This is a genomic window from Staphylococcus sp. ZWU0021, from assembly GCF_000798895.1.
Taxonomy (GTDB): Bacteria; Bacillota; Bacilli; order Staphylococcales; family Staphylococcaceae; genus Staphylococcus; species Staphylococcus saprophyticus.
This window is the reverse complement of the sequence record NZ_JTLN01000027.1, coordinates 111,498-129,521: the sequence shown is the minus strand read 5'-3', so window position 1 is coordinate 129,521 and position 18,024 is coordinate 111,498. Positions and strand designations below refer to the sequence as shown.

The following is an 18,024-nucleotide window of genomic DNA, read 5'->3' as shown; positions in this document are numbered from 1 at the left end:
TTATTTACAATACCAATGATTCATTAAACAATAACTTGAATTTCTAACCTTTCTTTGTAAAAATTAAAAACCTAACATTCAAAATTAAAATTTTTCTAAATAATAATAGTTATTTTTATCTAAATACTAAAAATGTAGATACAATAGAATTATATTAAACAAATAAATAGGAGATTGCCTATGAAACAAAAATTATTATATCTTTGTTTATTCGTAACATTGGCAGTCGTTGGCCATAGTTACATCATATATAGATTTATTCATGATAGTGTTTTATTCACGGGTCCTAATGATGGTATGGAACAAATGGTGCCGATTCAAATGTATCTATTTGATAACTGGCATCATGGTAATTTCTTTTATGCTTCAGATTTTGGACTCGGTGGTGATTTTTTTAGTGACTTAAGCTATTACTTCTCCACAAATATTATTTTTATCATAAATGTGATTGTAATTGTTTTATTAAAGACGTTTATAACACTGGATACTACTCATATTATGTTTTGGATGACCAATGCACTCATTGTTTCTATTTTTAAATCTGCGATTGCAATGCTTGCGACTTATCTATATGTCCGTTATATAGCTTTAAATAAAAAAATTGCCGTTCTAGCTGCGTTCATTTTTGTAATTTCACCAATCTATTTCAGGTTCACAGTATATTGGCCATTTTTCAGTGATGTTTTTATTTGGTTACCGTTGTTATTGTGGTCAATCGAACGTTTTTTAAAAAGTGGGAAGATTGGTTTCTTTATCATTATAGTAGCCATTACATTAATCAATAATTTTTATTTTGCATATTATCAATTATTAACTGGATTAATTTATTTAACTATCAGACTAGTGTTTAGACATCAAGCTGATATCATTCCTAGGTTCAAGTCTTTCATGTCTTTATTTATTGCATCAGTTATTGGATTAGGATGTAGTCTTCCATTCTTTTTCCCAGCAATTCAAAGTTTCTTTAATAATAGACGCACACCTTTTGACGGCAATGTAGATTTATTTGAGCCATTCAATCAAAATACCAATGTTTTTTATGATAATTATTTAATCGTAATATTATTTATCACTGGTCAGGCGTTATTATCATTCAAATTATACAAACATTATTATTTCAAATTATTTGCAATTTCTACGCTTATATTAATTTGTGCTAGTTTTGTTCCTTTTATCGATCAGATATTTAATGGCTTTTCAGCGCCACAAAAACGTTGGCATTATTTAATAGCATTTAATTCTGCAGTTTTAATTGGCTTATATGTAAAATATTTTCGGACAATTTCTATACCAAACTATATTTTTTCATCCGTTATCTCATTAAGTATTATTGGCTTAAGTGCATGGTATTATGATGATGTTGTAGCATGGGTTTGGTTCGCACCCATAGTGAGTTTAATTGGCTTTTTAATTCTATTAATCAATGAATCTCATATCAAACTTAAACTTACACATTTATTTGTTTTATCAATAATGATTTTAACAGTCTTAGTTTCTACTGTATTTATACGAAATCAAATTTATTTTGAAGACCATGTCAAACGTGCTAATGCTTATTTTGTGAATGCAAGCCTTTTTAACACACCATTACAACAGCAATTAGTTAAAGATATGAATACACATAAACTTGAAGATGAGCGCATAGATTGGCGTGTCAATGAACAAGACAATACGCCGATGTATCAACAATTTAAAGGACTAAGTATCTATTCTAGTATATTTGATCATCACATATTAGATTTTTACTATGATGAGCTAAAAATCAATATGCAAGAAGAATCAGTGAGTAGATATCAATCAACCAATGGGCGTCAAAATATGAGCAGTTTATTTTCTATTAAATATCTAATGGTCAAGCGCTATCAACATAATATTCCTGCATACTTCAAAAAGATTAAAAACGATGGTCAATATGAAATTTATGAAAACACTTTAAATTTACCATCTGTACGTGTTTCTAATAAAAAGTATAATTCAAATGATTTACATAACCCTATTGATAAAGAACATGCAATGATGGATGGCGTTATTTTAAATAATAAAGGTGCATCTTATACGGCAAAGGCACCAAATTTATTAAATCAAACTCGTATCACGTACAAAGATATAAATAACAAACGCAATCATCAAATACATGCTTCTAAAAACGATAGCCATGTACAAATTCATATACCTAAACATTTAAGACAACGTTATCATGACTTTTATTTAACGATTAAAGTCAAACGTGGTCTACCAGATAGTAATTTTTCAGTCCAAATAAATAACTATACAAATAACCGCTTGTACAACAATTCGACTTATCGAACAGGTGTGGATACACAACTTTATAGAACACAACCTGATAAAAATGGTAATATAAATGTTGGGCTAAGCCCAACAGGTAATTACTATCTAGATATTCAAAGTTTGCATGGTGAAAACTACAATCATTTAAAATCAGCATATGCAAAGCAAAATAACGATGGACATTATACAGATATTAAAAATGGCGTGAAGGTTAAGTTAGGTCCTCACGAAAAAGGAATCGCTACGATTAATATACCGTATCGTGAAGGCATGACTGCATATGTCGACAACAAAAAAATTAAACCATTAAATGTGAATTATATGATGACTGGCGTGCCAGTTTCAAAAGATAGCAAAGAAATCATAATCAAATATCGTCCAAAATATTGGTATACGGTTACTGCTATTTCAATTATTTTCATTATAGGATCGCTATCATGGTTTATGAGAAAGAGATATAAAAACAAATAAATTCATAATTTAAAAGGAGTTTGTCGGAGATGAGGTATAACCATGTTTCGTAAACTTTGGTCTCACAAAGTTTCAAGATTATTTTGTATTATAGCAATGGGCATTTTAGTTGCACTATTAACATTTACACCGTACATCTATCGATATATAACGCAAGGTAATGTATTTAGTGGATCAGGTGACGGTTTTAGGCAAATGATGCCCTTTCAAATGTACCTTTATGAACACTTTAGCCAATTCAAACAATTTTATGATCACTCATTTGGGCTAGGTGGCGATTATGTTAAAGACTTATCATATTATTATTCGACCTCACCTTTAACATGGATTAACTTCATTTTTGTTTGGTTTTCAGAGATTTTATTTAATAGTCATCCTAACCAAATAAGTTATTGGGCAAGCAATCAAATTATTGTTGCTTTTGTCAAAGGTGTTGTCACGTTTGTCATTTCATTTTACTTTTTTAGATATTTAAAATTTAAAAATTATGCTACGTTGCTTGCTGCAATGCTTTATGCTTCATCAACGACTGTGATTTATTTTAATTTCACTTGGTCGTATTACGGTGATTTACTTATTTTCCTTCCTTTATCATTACTAGGTGTTGAACGATTTTATAAAGAAAAGAAAATTGGTTTATTCATATTCGCCATTGCACTAACCTTATTTTCAAATTTTTATTTTAGTTATTACGAAGCGATTGTCCTCCTAGCATACGTCGCTTATAGGTTTATCTTTCCACATCCAACTGATTTGGTTTCTCGGAAACAACAACTTATTTTGATTCCTATTGCAGTTATTTTAAGTACTTTAATAGGCATCTGGGGCTTTTATACGGGCGTTACTTCATTTTTCAATAACGATCGAGTTAGTAACCCGTATTTTAAAATTCCACTGTTCACTGATTTCGCACGTCAAAAGCATTTTTTCACAAATGGTTTTTATATTACAGTGTCTATAATAACTGTGGTCGCTTTATTATCTTTTAAACTATACAAACATTATTATTATAGATTATTTGCAATTGCTACGTGGATCATGTTGATTGGGTCACTTACACCACATTTCGATAGCATGTTCAATGGATTTTCAACTCCAGAACGTAGATGGGTATACATATTTGCAATCATGTCTGCTGGCTTAATCGCTCTATTTATCCAGCACCTATCGGAATTAACTCTGAAAGCCTATATCTTAACCTGCATTCCAGTATGTATCATCATGCTAGTCATGAATATTATCGTTACAGATCAAAAAATGTCATGGATGATTATTTGTTTCATACTTATGGTATTTATCGCTTTATTATTATTTAAGAAAAACTTATTACAAAATCATTGGTTTAAGGTATCCATAATAGTTTTATTTGTAATTCAACAAGCATTCATATTATCTAATGATTACTATAATAATGTGAAAAGATATGAATCTACAAAACAAGCCATACAGGACTCTGATTATCATAGCCCAGCTTTAGCCAAAAAAATAAATGCAATAAACCACCAGCAAGATGATCCATTACATCGTATCGATTATATGTCTCAATATGGATTAAATTCACCAATGATTTACCATTTTAATGGCATTGCTTTATATTCAAGTATTTTCGATGGCGATATTTTAAAATATTATGATAAAACACTACAAATCAATATGCATACAGATAAAAACAGCACGTATCGTTTATTATCTAATCGCGCCAACTTAATGGCTTTATGGCATGTAGAGGACCGTATTCGTCGGCCTGATGATTTAAATATGCCCTATGGATTTACACAGAAAGATATAGTTCATCATTCTAAAAAAGAATCATTTATACATTCAGTTAATCAAATCCATTATCCAAGTGCACACATTACAGATAAGGTTTATAATGCGAATGATTTAAAATCACCCTTAGATAAAGAACAAGCCATGCTACAAGGTGTCGTTTTTGACAATAATACAGAAGCCAATCAATCGTTCAAGCCGAATAAAAACTTATTATCCGATGCTTCTGCAACACTAAAAGATGCACACAGATTAGATAATCATCAACTGATTATAGAAAAAGACAATGGTGGTATAAGTTACCAATTGCCTTCGTCTATTGCTAATAAATATAAAGATATGTACGTTGAAATGGATGTTGAATTACTTTCTCCAGATAAGGAACATGACGTTGGTATTAACGAATACAATCAACATCGTAATGAGTTATCTTATAAATATAGACGTTTTGTAACACCAGTCACAATGAGGGTTAAAGCAAACGAAAAACTTAATCTTAAATTGTCTAAAGGTAAGTATCGAGTGAATGTTAAAGGCATATATGGCGAAGATTATCATACCTTGCGCCATGCATCTAGTTCATTAGACGCTGTTAAAGTCACACAACAACGTAATGGCTATACGATTCATAAGCATAAAAATGATGCAGGCTACTTAGTCTTGCCAATGGCGTATAGAGATGGGATGCAAGCCTATGAAGGAGATAAAAAAGTCACTGTAAAGCAAGGTAATGGTATAATGACTGTCATTCCTGTTGATAAAGGACAAGAAATAATCAAACTCAAATATGCACCACCTTACCATAAAACATTAATTATTTTGACGGTGATAGGTATCATCTCAAGTATTATTTTTACAAAGCGCATTTCAAAATCTTCAAAAAGAGAAATTTAAGGACATATTTTTTTAGTCCCTATTTGGTCATATTAAAAGCCCACGACTTTGCCATTTACTAATCGTCGTGGGCTATATATTTAAATAAAAAAGCGATTCTCATAATGAGAACCGCTTTTTATATGCTTAATATGCTGATTAACGAATTTCTTTAATTCTAGCAGCTTTACCACGTAATTCACGTAGGTAGTATAATTTAGCACGACGAACTTTACCACGACGTGGAACTTCGATTTTTTCGATTTTTGGTGTGTGTAATGGGAAAGTACGTTCCACACCTACGCCTGAAGAAATCTTACGAACAGTGAAAGTTTCTGAAATACCTCCACCACGGCGTTTGATTACTACACCTTCGAATACTTGGATACGTTCACGTGTACCTTCAATAATACGTACGTGCACTTTTAAAGTGTCACCTGGACGGAATGAAGGTAAATCTGTGCGTAATTGCGATTGAGTTACTGCTTCGATTAATTTGTGATTACTCATTATTTTTTCTCTCCTTCAACCTATGTTCTTGCCTCGACAAAATATAGCAGCGGATCATAGTGATTTTTCGTGTGTCGCACACTTAAAATATGTTAGCACATTGCTAGTCTTTTTTCAATTGCTTTTTGTATCTTTCTACAATATCTTTTTCTTCAACTGTCATTGGATACCGTTCTAATAAATCTGGTCGTTTTACAAATGTACGTAGAATTTTTTGTTCATGTCGCCATCGATCAATATGAGCATGATTACCTGAAAGTAATACATCCGGTACACTCATCCCTTTATATTCTCGTGGTCTTGTATATTGTGGGAATTCTAATAAGCCATCTTGGAATGAATCATCTTCATGAGATTGTTGGTTACCTAAAACACCTGGTAATAATCTCACTATGGCGTCTGTCATCACCATTGCAGGTAATTCGCCTCCCGTTAATACATAGTCTCCCATAGAAATCTCGTCTGTAACTAAGTGTTCACGTATTCTTTCGTCATAGCCTTCGTAATGACCACAAATAAACACTACATGTTCTGATTGGCTTAGTTCATTTGCTATCGCTTGTGTAAATGGTTTGCCTTGCGGACACATTAAAATCACTCTTGTGTCATCTGTTTTTTCAATACTTTCCATTGCATTAAAAATGGGTTCAGGCTTTAATACCATGCCTTGACCACCACCAAAAGGATAATCATCCACTTGATTATGTTTATTTTCTGCAAAATGTCTAAAATCAACTGTATTGACTGTTAACATATTTTTATCTTGTGCACGCTTTAAAATGGATTGGTTTAAAACACCATTAAACATTTCTGGAAATAAAGTTAGAAAATCAATCTTCATTAATCCAACAATCCTTCCATTGGTGTAATTTGAATACGTCTACCCTCTACATCAATATCCTTAACAACATCAGCGATATATGGAATCAAGTACTCTTTGTCACCTTTAACTACCCACACGTCATTTGCGCCTGTTTCGAAAATTTCTGTAACGCGTCCAATTGGTGTATCATCGTCATCAAATACAGTGCAACCAATGATATCTGAATAATAAAATTCATGTTCACCGAGTTCTATTTCTTCATGATCTCGTTCTTGCATAATGGTTTCACCTTTTAAATATTCAATATCATTAATATTATTAATGCCTTCAAATGTCAACATATGAAGACCTTTATGCATACGATAAGAAGCAATTGTGAATTCTAATGGCTCTTTATTTTTACGTTCAATAATTACAAGCTCTCCAGGCTGAAAGCGTGTTTCTGTAAAATCTGAATTTGATTTTACTTTTATTTCTCCTTTAATACCATGTGTATTAACAATTTTACCTATCTCTACCTTCATATACGTGCCTCCACTATTATTTATCTATTAAAATTGATTATGTATGCTATGATTTGTCTTATTATTATAACATGTGAAGTTATACGCAGTGACACAAATACAATATTCATGTAATGACATTTTTAAAATATCAACTTGCTTATATTATTATCGATAATGTCTATAAAAAAAGAGTACCCTTCAAGGTACCCTTACAAATCATATATTTGTTTATTTGTCGAAATCCTATTTTTGATCGTCAAATTTCTTCAAGATGCCTTCTCTTGATAAGATATTATGAACTGTATCAGTTGGTTTCGCACCATTTTTTAACCATTTAAGTGCTAATTCTTCGTCGATTTTAACTTCAGCTGCATTCACATTGTTTGGGTTGTAAGTACCGATTTGTTCGATATTACGACCGTCACGTGGTGCACGAGCATCAGCTGCTACGATACGATAGAATGGATTTCTTTTTGAACCTAAACGTGTTAAACGTAATTTAACTGCCATTTATATTCGCTCCTTTTGTTTTCATAGTTTTTATTTTCTACAAGAAATAATAATAACAGTAATTCAATAATTTGTAAAGAGTTTCTTCTTTACCAATTTCATTATTACGCAAAATTCTTTTTCTACTTTAATTCTTGGGAAGCCACATCTCCTTAATCACCCTTAACTTGACATAATTCACTAAAAAATATACATTTAACTTAAATTACATAACAAATGCACTAGGGGTGTTTCTAACTGAGATGAGTCTGACTCAAACCCTTTGAACCTGATCTAGTTTAAACTAGCGGAGGAAAGTGTGAAGTCTAGCATATTTCAATATTTTGAAGTACTTTGATACATATGTCGATATTCATTATACACAACCTTCTTTCAGGAGCGTTGTGTATTTTTTTATAGAAAATAAGGAGTGTATAAAATGAAAAAAACTGTAATTGTAACTGGTAGCAGTCGAGGATTAGGTGCGACAATCGTGAACACATTAGCACAACAAGGACATAACGTTGTCATAAACTATCACAACAGCAGACAAGCTGCACAACAACTTGTAGATGAAATTGGAACTCATCAATCAATCGCTATCCAAGCAAATGTTACAAAACGCAATGAAATAGACGCGTTAGTTGAGAAAGCTACGCAATATTTTGGTCACATAGATGCTATAGTCAATAATGCACTTGTTGGCTTTAAATTTGACCCTGTTCAACAACAAGCATTTGTTGACCTTACATGGGAGGATTATCAACAACAAATTGATGGTACATTGAAAGCTGCTTTTAATTTGTGTCAAAGTGTTATACCTCAATTCATCGAAAGACAAAATGGCCATATCATTTCAATTGGTACAAATTTATTTCAAAATCCTGTCGTCCCTTATCATGAATATACAACAGCTAAAGCTGGTTTGATTGGTTTTTCACGCAATTTAGCTGCAGAATTAGGTCAATATGGTATCACATCTAATGTCGTTTCTGGCGGCTTATTAAAGACAACGGATGCAAGTGCAAGTACCACTACTGAAGTATTCGATTTAATTGCTCAAACCACTCCAATAAAAAAGGTAACCGCACCACAAGATGTTGCTAATATGGTTGCATATCTCGTATCAGATGAAGCAAATGGCATCACAGGTCAAAATTTTACAGTCGACGGTGGCTTAACAATGAACTAATAAGGAGGACTGAGTCATTCAATGACACAAGCACAACATTTAAACATTGGTGTACTTATCTATGCTTGTGGCCATCACCAGGCTGCATGGCGTATGCCACATTCAAGCATTGAGCGTATTGGTGATATTACTTATTATCAATCATTAGCAAGAACTGCAGAACAAGGCTTATTTGATGCCATATTTTTTGCTGACAATCAATCTTTTCCAGCTAGTTCGAAAAGTGATATGCCTGCATTTTGGTTTGATCCCCTCGTTAATTTAGCAGCAATATCGCAAGTTACACAACATGTGGGCCTAGTTGCTACGATATCTAGTACATTCTCCAATCCATTCACAGCTGCTAGACAACTACTCAGTCTAGACCATATGAGTCAAGGTCGTGCTGGTTGGAATTTAGTAACGTCAATGACTGATATGGAAGCTGCTAATCATAGTATGGACCATTTACCTGAACATGAGGAACGCTATAAAAAAGCAGATGAATTTGCACAAGTGATGAATCGTTTACTCGAATCATGGTCATTGGATGACTTTTTACACGATAAAGAAGATAATAAGTTAATCAATCCATCAGCAATCAACGCTATTAATCATGAAGGAGAACATTTCAATGTCCGTGGACCTTTAACAACCCCAAGTAGCCCTCAAGGGAAACCCATTGCAATGCAAGCGGGCGCCTCCGATCCTGGTATCGCATTAGCAACTAAATATGCTGATGCAGTTTATGCTGTTGCTTGGAATTTCAATCAAGCTAGCGCTTTCAAGAACAAATTAAATCAAAAATTGATACAAGAAGGTAAGCCCAAAGATAGTTTGAAAGTATTTCCTGGATTAGTTACATATGTCGGACAAACTTATGAAGAAGCTTATGCAAACAAACAAAAACTCGATGAATCTTTAGAAGTTGATACCGCTTTAAATCAATTAGCCTTTTTTATTCGTCAAAATTGCCATAGCTGGGATTTGGATGAACCGGTACCACCATTACCACCTGTCGAATCTTTTAAAGGACCTAAAGGACGCTATCAAACTGTGCTAGAAATCATTAAAGATAAAAATCCAACATTACGTGAGTTATTAGGTTATTTAAGTGCTGGAGGTGGGCATTTAACACTCATCGGAACACCAAAGGATATTGTAGATGAAATGGAACGCTGGTTTGACGCGGGTGTTGCGGATGGTTTTAACTTAATGCCTCCAGAATTTCCAAATAGTTTAGAAGATTTTGTCGATGATGTTGTCCCTGAATTACAAAAACGTGGATTGTATCGTACTGAATACGAAGGTACAACATTTAGAGAAAATATTGGAATTTAATAGTGATTCAACATCGTACGCTTTCTATTAGTTTATAGATTGGATGTAGCACAAAAAAAGTAGTAATCCACGACTCTGCTGTGGATTACTACTTTTTAATTATTACTCAATTTAAGAAACACATTTTAAAACGGTAAATTCATACCATTCATCATATTTTCCATCTGTTTACGTTTTCCTTTTTTACCTTTGCCGCCACCGGAAAATTGTTTCATCATTTTCTTCATATCATTGAATTGTTTCATCAATCTGTTAACTTCTTGAACTGAACGTCCTGAGCCTTTAGCGATACGTTTTTTTCGAGATACATTTAAAGTATCTGGATCGTTACGTTCACTTGGTGTCATGGATTGTATAATTGCTTTAATATGATCGATTTGCTTTTCATTCATATTAAGTTTATCGATACCTTTCATCTTGTTCATACCCGGTATCATTTTCATAATATCATCTAAAGGACCAAGATTTTTCACTTGATCAAGTTGTTCTAAAAAGTCATCTAAAGTGAAGGAAGACGTGCGCATTTTCTTTTCTAAATCTTTTGCTTTGTCTTCATCTACATCTTGTTGTGCTTTTTCTATTAGACTTAGTACGTCACCCATACCGAGAATGCGAGATGCCATACGTTCAGGGTGGAATGGTTCTAAACCGTCTAATTTTTCACTCATACCAACAAATTTAATTGGTTTTTGAGTTACGGATCTAATGGATAACGCAGCACCACCGCGCGTATCACCATCGAGTTTAGTTAGCGTTACACCAGATACCTCTAATTGTTCATCAAAGGATTGTGCAACATTAACTGCATCTTGACCTGTCATTGCATCCACGACAAGCATGATTTCATCAGGTTTTGTGATTTCTTTAACATCACTTAACTCTTGCATTAAAGCTTCATCAACGTGTAAACGACCTGCTGTATCAATAATAACAAAGTCTAAATGTTCTTCTTTAGCATGCTTAATTGCATTTTCTACAATTTGCTGCGGTTTGACTTGGTCACCTTCGCTATAAACTGGTATATCAATCTGTTTACCAACTGTTTGCAATTGATCTATTGCAGCCGGACGATAAATATCAGCAGCTACCAGCATAGGTTTTTTATTGTATTTTTTACGCATTAATAATGCGAGTTTACCTGCAGTTGTTGTTTTTCCGGCACCTTGTAAACCAACCATCATCACAACAGTAGGTGGTTTATTTGCCATCGTAATTGTTGAATTTTCCCCACCCATTAATTGGGTAAGTTCTTCTTGAACAATTTTAATCACTTGTTGTCCAGGTGTTAATGATTTCATAACATCTGAACCTAAAGCTCTATCTGATACAGTTTTGACAAAATCCTTTACAACTTTAAAGTTAACATCGGCTTCTAATAATGCGAGTCTAACTTCACGCATCATTAGCTTAATGTCTGCTTCTGTCACTTTACCTTTACCACGGATTTTTTGCATCGTTCCTTGTAAACGATCGGATAATCCTTCAAATGCCATATCAAATACCCTCCTTTTTGTTCTCTAATTAATCTAAATCTTCAAGTGCTTGAATATATTTTTTTATTTGTTCTGGATCATTAATATGTTGTTTTATTTGTTCATATAAGTTCTGTCTTTGTTCAAAATTTCGATATAATCCCAATTTTTCCTCATAATCTTCCACTAAATCGCCAGTTCTTCTTATGTTATCATACACTGCTTGGCGACTCACATCAAATGTATTAGCTATCTCACTCAATGAATAGTCTTGCAGGTAAAATAATTCTAAATAATTTCTTTGCTTCTTAGTGAGCAAGGCTTGATAAAAATCAAACAAGTAATTCATACGAATTGTTTTTATTAAATCATTTTGACTCATCAGATTGACCTTCAATTTCGTTCGATTGTTCATCAGTTACATCATCGACTTCTTCTACATTTTGCTCTATCATATCAGCAAACAGACCATATACATAACTTTCAGGATTGAATGGTTGCAAGTCATCTAATTTTTCACCTAAGCCAACATATTTAACTGGTATGTGCAATTCATTACGTATCGCTAATACAATACCACCTTTAGCAGTTCCATCTAGTTTAGTTAACACAATCCCTGTTACATTAGTCACTTCTTTAAACGATTTAGCTTGTGATAAGGCATTTTGTCCAGTTGTTGCGTCTAAACATAACAGTACTTCATGTGGTGCTTCAGGTACTGCACGGCTGATAACACGTTTTACTTTTTCTAATTCATTCATCAGATTAGATTTGTTTTGTAGACGACCCGCTGTATCACAAATTAAAATATCAATGCCTTTACTTTTCGCTGCATTAATTGCATCGTACATCACAGCAGCAGGATCTGAACCTTCATTTTGACTCATAACATCAACGCCAACGCGTTCTCCCCATACTTTTAACTGTTGAATTGCGCCTGCTCTGAAAGTGTCACCTGCAGCAAGCATAACTTTTTTACCTTCAGCTTGGTAACGATGAGCCAACTTACCAATTGTAGTCGTTTTACCTACGCCATTTACACCAACCATTAAAATAACATTCAGACCTTCGTTTTCTATATTCATGACTTCTGAGTGTTCATCATCTTGATGGTATATTTCAACAATTTTTTCTACGATAACCTCACGTAAATCTTCTGTTTCTGATATATTACGTTTTTGTGCTTCTTCTCTTAATTCTTCAACTAACTGCATAACTGTATTAAAACCAACATCTGCAGTAATTAACATTTCTTCTAATGCTTCAAAGAATTCTTCATCTACTTTACGGTAACGTGCGATTAAGTTGTTTAGTTGTGCTTGGAAATTTTCTCTTGATTTTTCTAAACCTGCTCTAAATTTCGCACCTAATTGTTGTGCCTCTATCTCTTCAAAATCCTCTATAGAAATTAGACCATCATCATCAAAATCGGCTTCTTTTAATTTTTTAGGTTTTTTCTTTGGTTCGTCTTCTTTCGTTTGATCCGTATCTTGTTGTTCTAATTCAGATAATTGCTCTAAATCTTCTTGCTTATTTTCCGCTTCTGATGAAGAAGCAAATTTATCTTTTAACCGTTTGAAAAAGCTCATACTTGTTCCTCCTTAATGACTTCATCAATTGTATTTAAATTAACACTCACTAATTTAGATACGCCAGATTCTTGCATCGTCACACCATATAATCTATCTGAAAATTCCATTGTGCCTTTACGATGTGTAATAACTATAAATTGAGTCTGATCTGATAATTCTTTTAAGTATTGCGCGTAACGTATTACATTAGCTTCATCTAAAGCGGCTTCAACTTCATCTAAAATTACAAATGGTGCTGAGCGTACTTTAAGTATGGCAAATAATAATGCGATAGCACTTAGTGCTCTTTCCCCACCACTTAATAACGATAAGTGCTGTAGTTTTTTACCAGGTGGTTGCACAATAATATCCACACCCGCTGATAAATAATCATCATCAGTAAGGCGTAGTTCTGCTTGTCCACCACCAAAAAGAGATTTAAACACATCAGCAAAGTGGCCTTGTACTGCATGGAACGTTTCTTTAAAACGATCTTTTACTTCTTGATCCATTTCATCAATCAATTGTTCTAAAGTTAATTTAGCTGCTCTTAAATCAGCACGTTGTTCATCTAAAAACGTATAGCGCGTATTAATTTCTTCAAATTGCTCAATTGCATTCAAATTAACAGGCCCTAGTTCTTCTATTGACATTTTTGTTAATTTTACTTTTTTACGTAATACATCAATCGCTTCATCTAATTCATATAATTCACTTGCACGTTCATAAGTTAAATGATAATCATCGCTCAAATGGTCAATCGCATGATTGATTAACACATCCAAACGTGACTGTTCTGCCTTGATATCTTGATAGCGATTTTCAATAGATAATATATCTTGGTTAGCCTCTTGAAGTTTTTGATCTGTCTCTTCAATTGTATCATTCAATTCTAGTCTGCGCGATTTAACGTCTTCTATATCAACAGTAAGTTTTTCTTTAGTAACCTTACTTTGTTCAATATGACTTTGAATCGTTTCAAATGCTTTTTCCCCAGTCATTTCATCTGAGTTAAATAATTTAATTTGCTCATCCAATTTTTCTTGTTGCTTCTCTACACTTTCCAATTGTTTAGTGATTTTTGTAAGAGATTGTTTTTGGGCATTTAAACGTTCTTTTACGACAGCTAAATCTGACTGTTTTTGATGTAATTGTTGTTGGGTTTGAGTGGTGCTTGCTTTACCTTCTTTTGATAATTTAGTGTAAAGATTGATGTCTTCTTCAAGTTTAAGTAATTGCGCTTTAATTTGGTCAAGTCTTTGTTTCTTTTCTGTTAACGTCTGCTTACTTGCTTCACTTTGATAACCATCATTTTTTTCGAATTCAAATTCTTCATGTTCATCTTTCAAATGTGCTTCACTTTTTCTCAAACGGTCTAATTCTAATTCAAAATCATGTAATCTTTGTTTTGCAGAATTATATTGTTGACTTGTTTCAAAATAATTTTCACTAATTTGATCTGACGCTTCTTTAATTGCTTGAAATTGCTTTTCGAATTCAATGGTTTGTTGTTGATAGTCTTCTAGTTGTGCTCGCATTTTAGCTAGATCATCTTTTTGTGCCAATATGCTTTTAGTTTTACGATCACCACCACCAGTCATCGATCCACCTGGGTTAACGATATCGCCCTCGAGCGTAACAATTCTAGTGCGATAACGAATTTTTCTTGCTAACTCATTTGCATTTTTTAATTCATCGACAATAATGGTGTTTCCTAATAAATTTTGTAATACATTCTGATAATCTGAATCGACTTGGATAGCCTCTGATGCAATATTAATGAATCCTTGGGACGTTTTTGCAGAATTTAAAATATCATTCGCAATATGTCTTGGTTGTATCACATTTAAAGGTAAAAAGGTCGCTCTACCCAATCCATTTTGTTTAAGATATTGAATCGCTTGTCTGCCATCTTTTTCAGAATCTACTATTACATGTTGTAAAGAGGCGCCTAAAGCTATTTCAATCGCTTTTGTTAAATCAGAAGGTACTTGAATAACTTCAGCAACTGCCCCTCGTATACCTGTAAGTTGTTTGTTTTTAGCTTTCAGAATATGCTTTACACCATTAAAAAAGTAACTATATTCTTCTTGTTGTGTTGCCGCACTATCAATACGAGACTTTAACTTTTCATTAAAACGATATGCTTGATGTAATTTTTCTTCATATTCACTACGTTGTTGTTTTAATTGTGTTAATTTACGTTCGTATTCATTCAATTGTTGTTCTGCGTTTTTCAGTTCTTTTTTCGTTGTTGTGCTTTGCTTTTCTGCCTCATTAATATCAGATTGAATATGCTTTAATTGTTCATACGCCTCTACTAACCTTGAATCTAAACGTGATTGTTTTGATTCATTTTCCTGTATCGTATGTTCTAAAAAGCGAATATCATTATTTACATCTGATTGTTCAGACATAAGTTGATAATATTCATCTTTAATGGTTTCAAGTTTTTCATCATGTTGTTCATCAGTAACATACAATTGTGATTCTAAATATTGCACTTTTTCATTTAATTCTTTTTGTTGAGCTTTTAATCTATCGATTTCTAACTGAACTTCTGTCTTCTCTTTATTTAAATTCTCAGCTTGATTTAATAGACTTTCTTGTTCTTCTTCAAAGCGTGCATTCGTTTCCGATTGATTTCTTTTTCGTTCTTCCAATACATTGAGCTGTCCTGTGAATTTTTCTACTTCTTCAGTTGCTTTGACCAACTCGAAATTTAATGACTCGATGCGTATATCTAATTGTTGTCTTTCAGCTTTATATTTATTTAAAGATTGTGTATGTTGTACTTTTTCAGCATCCTTTGTTGCCTGCTGACTTTTTAAATGGTTTAAATTATCATCTAATTCATTAATATTGTCACTATATTGTTTTATATCATGGACCGTTACTAAGACGTCACTTTTTTCCATTTCTTTGGATAAGTGTTTGTATTCTTTTGCAATCGCGGCTTCTTCACGTAATGGTTCTACACGACCTTCTAAGTCATAAAGTATATCTTCTACGCGTGACAAATTATCTTCTGTTTGATCCAATTTTTTAACAGAAGTTGCTTTTCTTTTTTTATATTTTAAAACTCCAGCAGATTCTTCTAATATTTGCCTTCTATCTATAGGCTTAGCATTTAATATTTCGTCTACACGTCCTTGCGAAATAATACTGAACGCTTCTTTTCCTAACCCTGAATCTAAAAATAAATCAATGATATCTTTCAATCTTGCTCTATCATTATTCAAATAATATTCACTTTCGCCACTTCGATACAAACGACGTGTAACTGTTACTTCAGTTGAATCAACTTGTAACTTTCCAGAACTATTCTCTAATTTCAATTTTACTTCTGCATAATTTTGAGCTTTTCTATGCTCGGCGCCTGAAAATATAATATCTTCCATTTTGGCGCCACGTAATGATTTAGCTGACTGTTCACCTAACACCCATTTTATCGCATCAGTAATATTACTTTTACCGCTACCATTAGGTCCAACAATTGCTGTTACACCTTCATCAAATTGGACATTTGTATGTTCAGCAAATGACTTAAAACCAAAGGCATCTATAGATTTTAAATAAACCATACTATTCTCCTTTAAATATTCCTGACTGTTCTACAGCACGGGAATGAAATGGCTAATTCATTTTAACTTCATTCGCCATTCATAACATTTATTCCATCTTATTATGATTAACTTAATTATTTAATCTTAGCTGTATATTTAAAAACGCAATTTTTCATTATATAAATGCTATGTCATCATTAATCATACTTATAACTATGATATTTCCATCTAGTGAATCATGATGTTTAAACGCATCCAATGTTAAGCGTTTTTATTTTTCAATATTTTATATGCACGTTCTGCAGCTTTTTGTTCAGATTCTTTTTTTGTTTTACCTTTGCCTTCTGCTACGGCATCTTCTTCTAGAATCACTTCAGAAGTAAAAAGACGATGGTGCGCCGGTCCTTCTTCATTTATCAGACGATATGTGACATCTCCCTTATTTTGTCTATGTACATATTCTTGAAATTGCGTCTTAAAGTCTACAACACCGTCCAATTCATCATCTTCCACATATGGGAAAATGATTTGTTCAGAAAATTGCCAGACTGCCTCTAATCCTTGGTCTAAATACAACGCTCCGACAAATGCTTCAAACGCATCGGATACAAGTGAAGGTCGTGTTCTACCACCTGTCTTTTCTTCGCCTTTACCTAATAAAATTAAATCGTTGAGCTGAATTTTATTCGCAAATATTACAAGTGAGGGCTCACAAACAATTGTTGCACGCATTTTAGTCAAATTACCTTCAGGCAATTCTGGGTATTTATCAAATAAATAGCGTGAAACCGTCAATTCTAATACCGCATCTCCTAAAAATTCTAATCGCTCATTGTGGTCAAGCCTGTTCATATTAAAGTCATTGATAAAGCTTGAATGAGAAAAAGCTTGTTGATATAAATCCACTCGGTTAAAATCTAAATTTAATTCTTGCATCTTTTTTTCAAACTTATTTTGGAATGTTTGTACCATTTCTTTCTTTTTTTGATTGGTCAATCTAGTTCCTCCTCAGAAATAGCGCTAGGATTCTGTATACCTTTATATTTTACGTGAAATCACATCAAAACTAAAGAAAAAACTGTTGTTTTTCGCATGTAAAACAGCGACAAGTCATGGATGTAGTTAATATCGAAGGTACAAAAAATCATGCGTTAAGTTTCATTGATTCTATC

At 33.0% G+C, this 18,024-nt stretch carries 13 protein-coding genes and 1 riboswitch; of the genes, 4 read left to right on the top strand and 9 right to left on the bottom strand.

Annotated elements, in window-relative coordinates:
• The first annotated feature begins 180 nt into the window (after positions 1-180).
• Both L987_RS06080 and L987_RS06075 read left to right on the top strand, forming a co-directional pair.
• Positions 181-2,760 (top strand): YfhO family protein, encoded by a 2,580-nt coding sequence (locus L987_RS06080; RefSeq protein WP_047503595.1) that lies wholly within the window; start codon positions 181-183, stop codon positions 2,758-2,760.
• A 42-nt stretch (positions 2,761-2,802) separates the two neighbouring features.
• Entirely contained in the window at positions 2,803-5,424 is a 2,622-nt protein-coding gene (locus L987_RS06075) for a YfhO family protein (RefSeq protein ID WP_047503592.1), read from the top strand.
• A 138-nt stretch (positions 5,425-5,562) separates the two neighbouring features.
• Here the strand turns inward: L987_RS06075 and rplS are convergent, their stop codons facing one another.
• The 4 genes from rplS to rpsP form a co-directional block, all read right to left on the bottom strand.
• Positions 5,563-5,913: a 50S ribosomal protein L19 gene (gene rplS, locus L987_RS06070; RefSeq protein ID WP_002483481.1), complete on the bottom strand. Its 351-nt coding sequence runs from the start codon at positions 5,911-5,913 to the stop codon at positions 5,563-5,565.
• A gap of 103 nt (positions 5,914-6,016) precedes the next feature.
• A complete protein-coding gene (gene trmD / locus L987_RS06065) occupies positions 6,017-6,754 on the bottom strand; it encodes a tRNA (guanosine(37)-N1)-methyltransferase TrmD (RefSeq protein WP_002483482.1) in 738 nt (245 codons plus the stop codon).
• Entirely contained in the window at positions 6,754-7,260 is a 507-nt protein-coding gene (gene rimM, locus L987_RS06060) for a ribosome maturation factor RimM (protein ID WP_002483483.1), read from the bottom strand. The genes trmD and rimM overlap by 1 nt, the downstream gene beginning before the upstream one ends.
• A gap of 225 nt (positions 7,261-7,485) precedes the next feature.
• Positions 7,486-7,752 carry a 30S ribosomal protein S16 gene (gene rpsP / locus L987_RS06055; protein ID WP_002483484.1) on the bottom strand — a complete coding sequence of 89 codons (267 nt, stop codon included), beginning with the start codon at positions 7,750-7,752 and terminating at the stop codon, positions 7,486-7,488.
• 213 nt (positions 7,753-7,965) lie between these two features.
• Positions 7,966-8,064: riboswitch (TPP riboswitch) on the top strand.
• Between the two features lie 106 nt (positions 8,065-8,170).
• Between rpsP and L987_RS06050 the strand changes: the two genes are divergently transcribed.
• On the top strand, positions 8,171-8,923 hold the full coding sequence (locus L987_RS06050; protein ID WP_047503589.1) for a 3-oxoacyl-ACP reductase: 753 nt from the start codon (positions 8,171-8,173) through the stop codon (positions 8,921-8,923).
• 21 nt (positions 8,924-8,944) lie between these two features.
• Positions 8,945-10,243, top strand: coding sequence for an LLM class flavin-dependent oxidoreductase (locus L987_RS06045; protein ID WP_047503586.1), 1,299 nt, complete (start codon positions 8,945-8,947; stop codon positions 10,241-10,243).
• A 125-nt stretch (positions 10,244-10,368) separates the two neighbouring features.
• Here the strand turns inward: L987_RS06045 and ffh are convergent, their stop codons facing one another.
• From ffh to rnc, 5 genes are all read right to left on the bottom strand, one after another.
• Positions 10,369-11,736, bottom strand: a complete 1,368-nt coding sequence (gene ffh, locus L987_RS06040; RefSeq protein WP_011303279.1) for a signal recognition particle protein — start codon at positions 11,734-11,736, stop codon at positions 10,369-10,371.
• A gap of 28 nt (positions 11,737-11,764) precedes the next feature.
• Positions 11,765-12,097: a putative DNA-binding protein gene (locus tag L987_RS06035; RefSeq protein ID WP_011303280.1), complete on the bottom strand. Its 333-nt coding sequence runs from the start codon at positions 12,095-12,097 to the stop codon at positions 11,765-11,767.
• A complete protein-coding gene (gene ftsY / locus L987_RS06030; RefSeq protein WP_011303281.1) occupies positions 12,084-13,304 on the bottom strand; it encodes a signal recognition particle-docking protein FtsY in 1,221 nt (406 codons plus the stop codon). Before ftsY ends, L987_RS06035 begins: the two co-directional genes overlap by 14 nt.
• On the bottom strand, positions 13,301-16,870 hold the full coding sequence (gene smc, locus L987_RS06025; protein WP_047503582.1) for a chromosome segregation protein SMC: 3,570 nt from the start codon (positions 16,868-16,870) through the stop codon (positions 13,301-13,303). The genes ftsY and smc overlap by 4 nt, the downstream gene beginning before the upstream one ends.
• 243 nt (positions 16,871-17,113) lie before the next feature.
• Positions 17,114-17,848, bottom strand: coding sequence for a ribonuclease III (rnc, locus tag L987_RS06020; RefSeq protein WP_011303283.1), 735 nt, complete (start codon positions 17,846-17,848; stop codon positions 17,114-17,116).
• Positions 17,849-18,024: the final 176 nt, after the last annotated feature.

What these genes read in the sequence shown, in the direction of transcription:
- rpsP (WP_002483484.1), bottom strand. Translation starts at nt 7,752, where the DNA reads ATGGCAGTTAAATTACGTTTAACACGTTTAGGTTCAAAAAGAAATCCA.
- L987_RS06075 (WP_047503592.1), top strand. Translation starts at nt 2,803, where the DNA reads ATGTTTCGTAAACTTTGGTCTCACAAAGTTTCAAGATTATTTTGTATT.
- rplS (WP_002483481.1), bottom strand. Translation starts at nt 5,913, where the DNA reads ATGAGTAATCACAAATTAATCGAAGCAGTAACTCAATCGCAATTACGC.
- L987_RS06035 (WP_011303280.1), bottom strand. Translation starts at nt 12,097, where the DNA reads ATGAGTCAAAATGATTTAATAAAAACAATTCGTATGAATTACTTGTTT.
- rimM (WP_002483483.1), bottom strand. Translation starts at nt 7,260, where the DNA reads ATGAAGGTAGAGATAGGTAAAATTGTTAATACACATGGTATTAAAGGA.
- smc (WP_047503582.1), bottom strand. Translation starts at nt 16,870, where the DNA reads ATGGTTTATTTAAAATCTATAGATGCCTTTGGTTTTAAGTCATTTGCT.
- ffh (WP_011303279.1), bottom strand. Translation starts at nt 11,736, where the DNA reads ATGGCATTTGAAGGATTATCCGATCGTTTACAAGGAACGATGCAAAAA.
- trmD (WP_002483482.1), bottom strand. Translation starts at nt 6,754, where the DNA reads ATGAAGATTGATTTTCTAACTTTATTTCCAGAAATGTTTAATGGTGTT.
- ftsY (WP_011303281.1), bottom strand. Translation starts at nt 13,304, where the DNA reads ATGAGCTTTTTCAAACGGTTAAAAGATAAATTTGCTTCTTCATCAGAA.
- L987_RS06080 (WP_047503595.1), top strand. Translation starts at nt 181, where the DNA reads ATGAAACAAAAATTATTATATCTTTGTTTATTCGTAACATTGGCAGTC.
- L987_RS06045 (WP_047503586.1), top strand. Translation starts at nt 8,945, where the DNA reads ATGACACAAGCACAACATTTAAACATTGGTGTACTTATCTATGCTTGT.
- L987_RS06050 (WP_047503589.1), top strand. Translation starts at nt 8,171, where the DNA reads ATGAAAAAAACTGTAATTGTAACTGGTAGCAGTCGAGGATTAGGTGCG.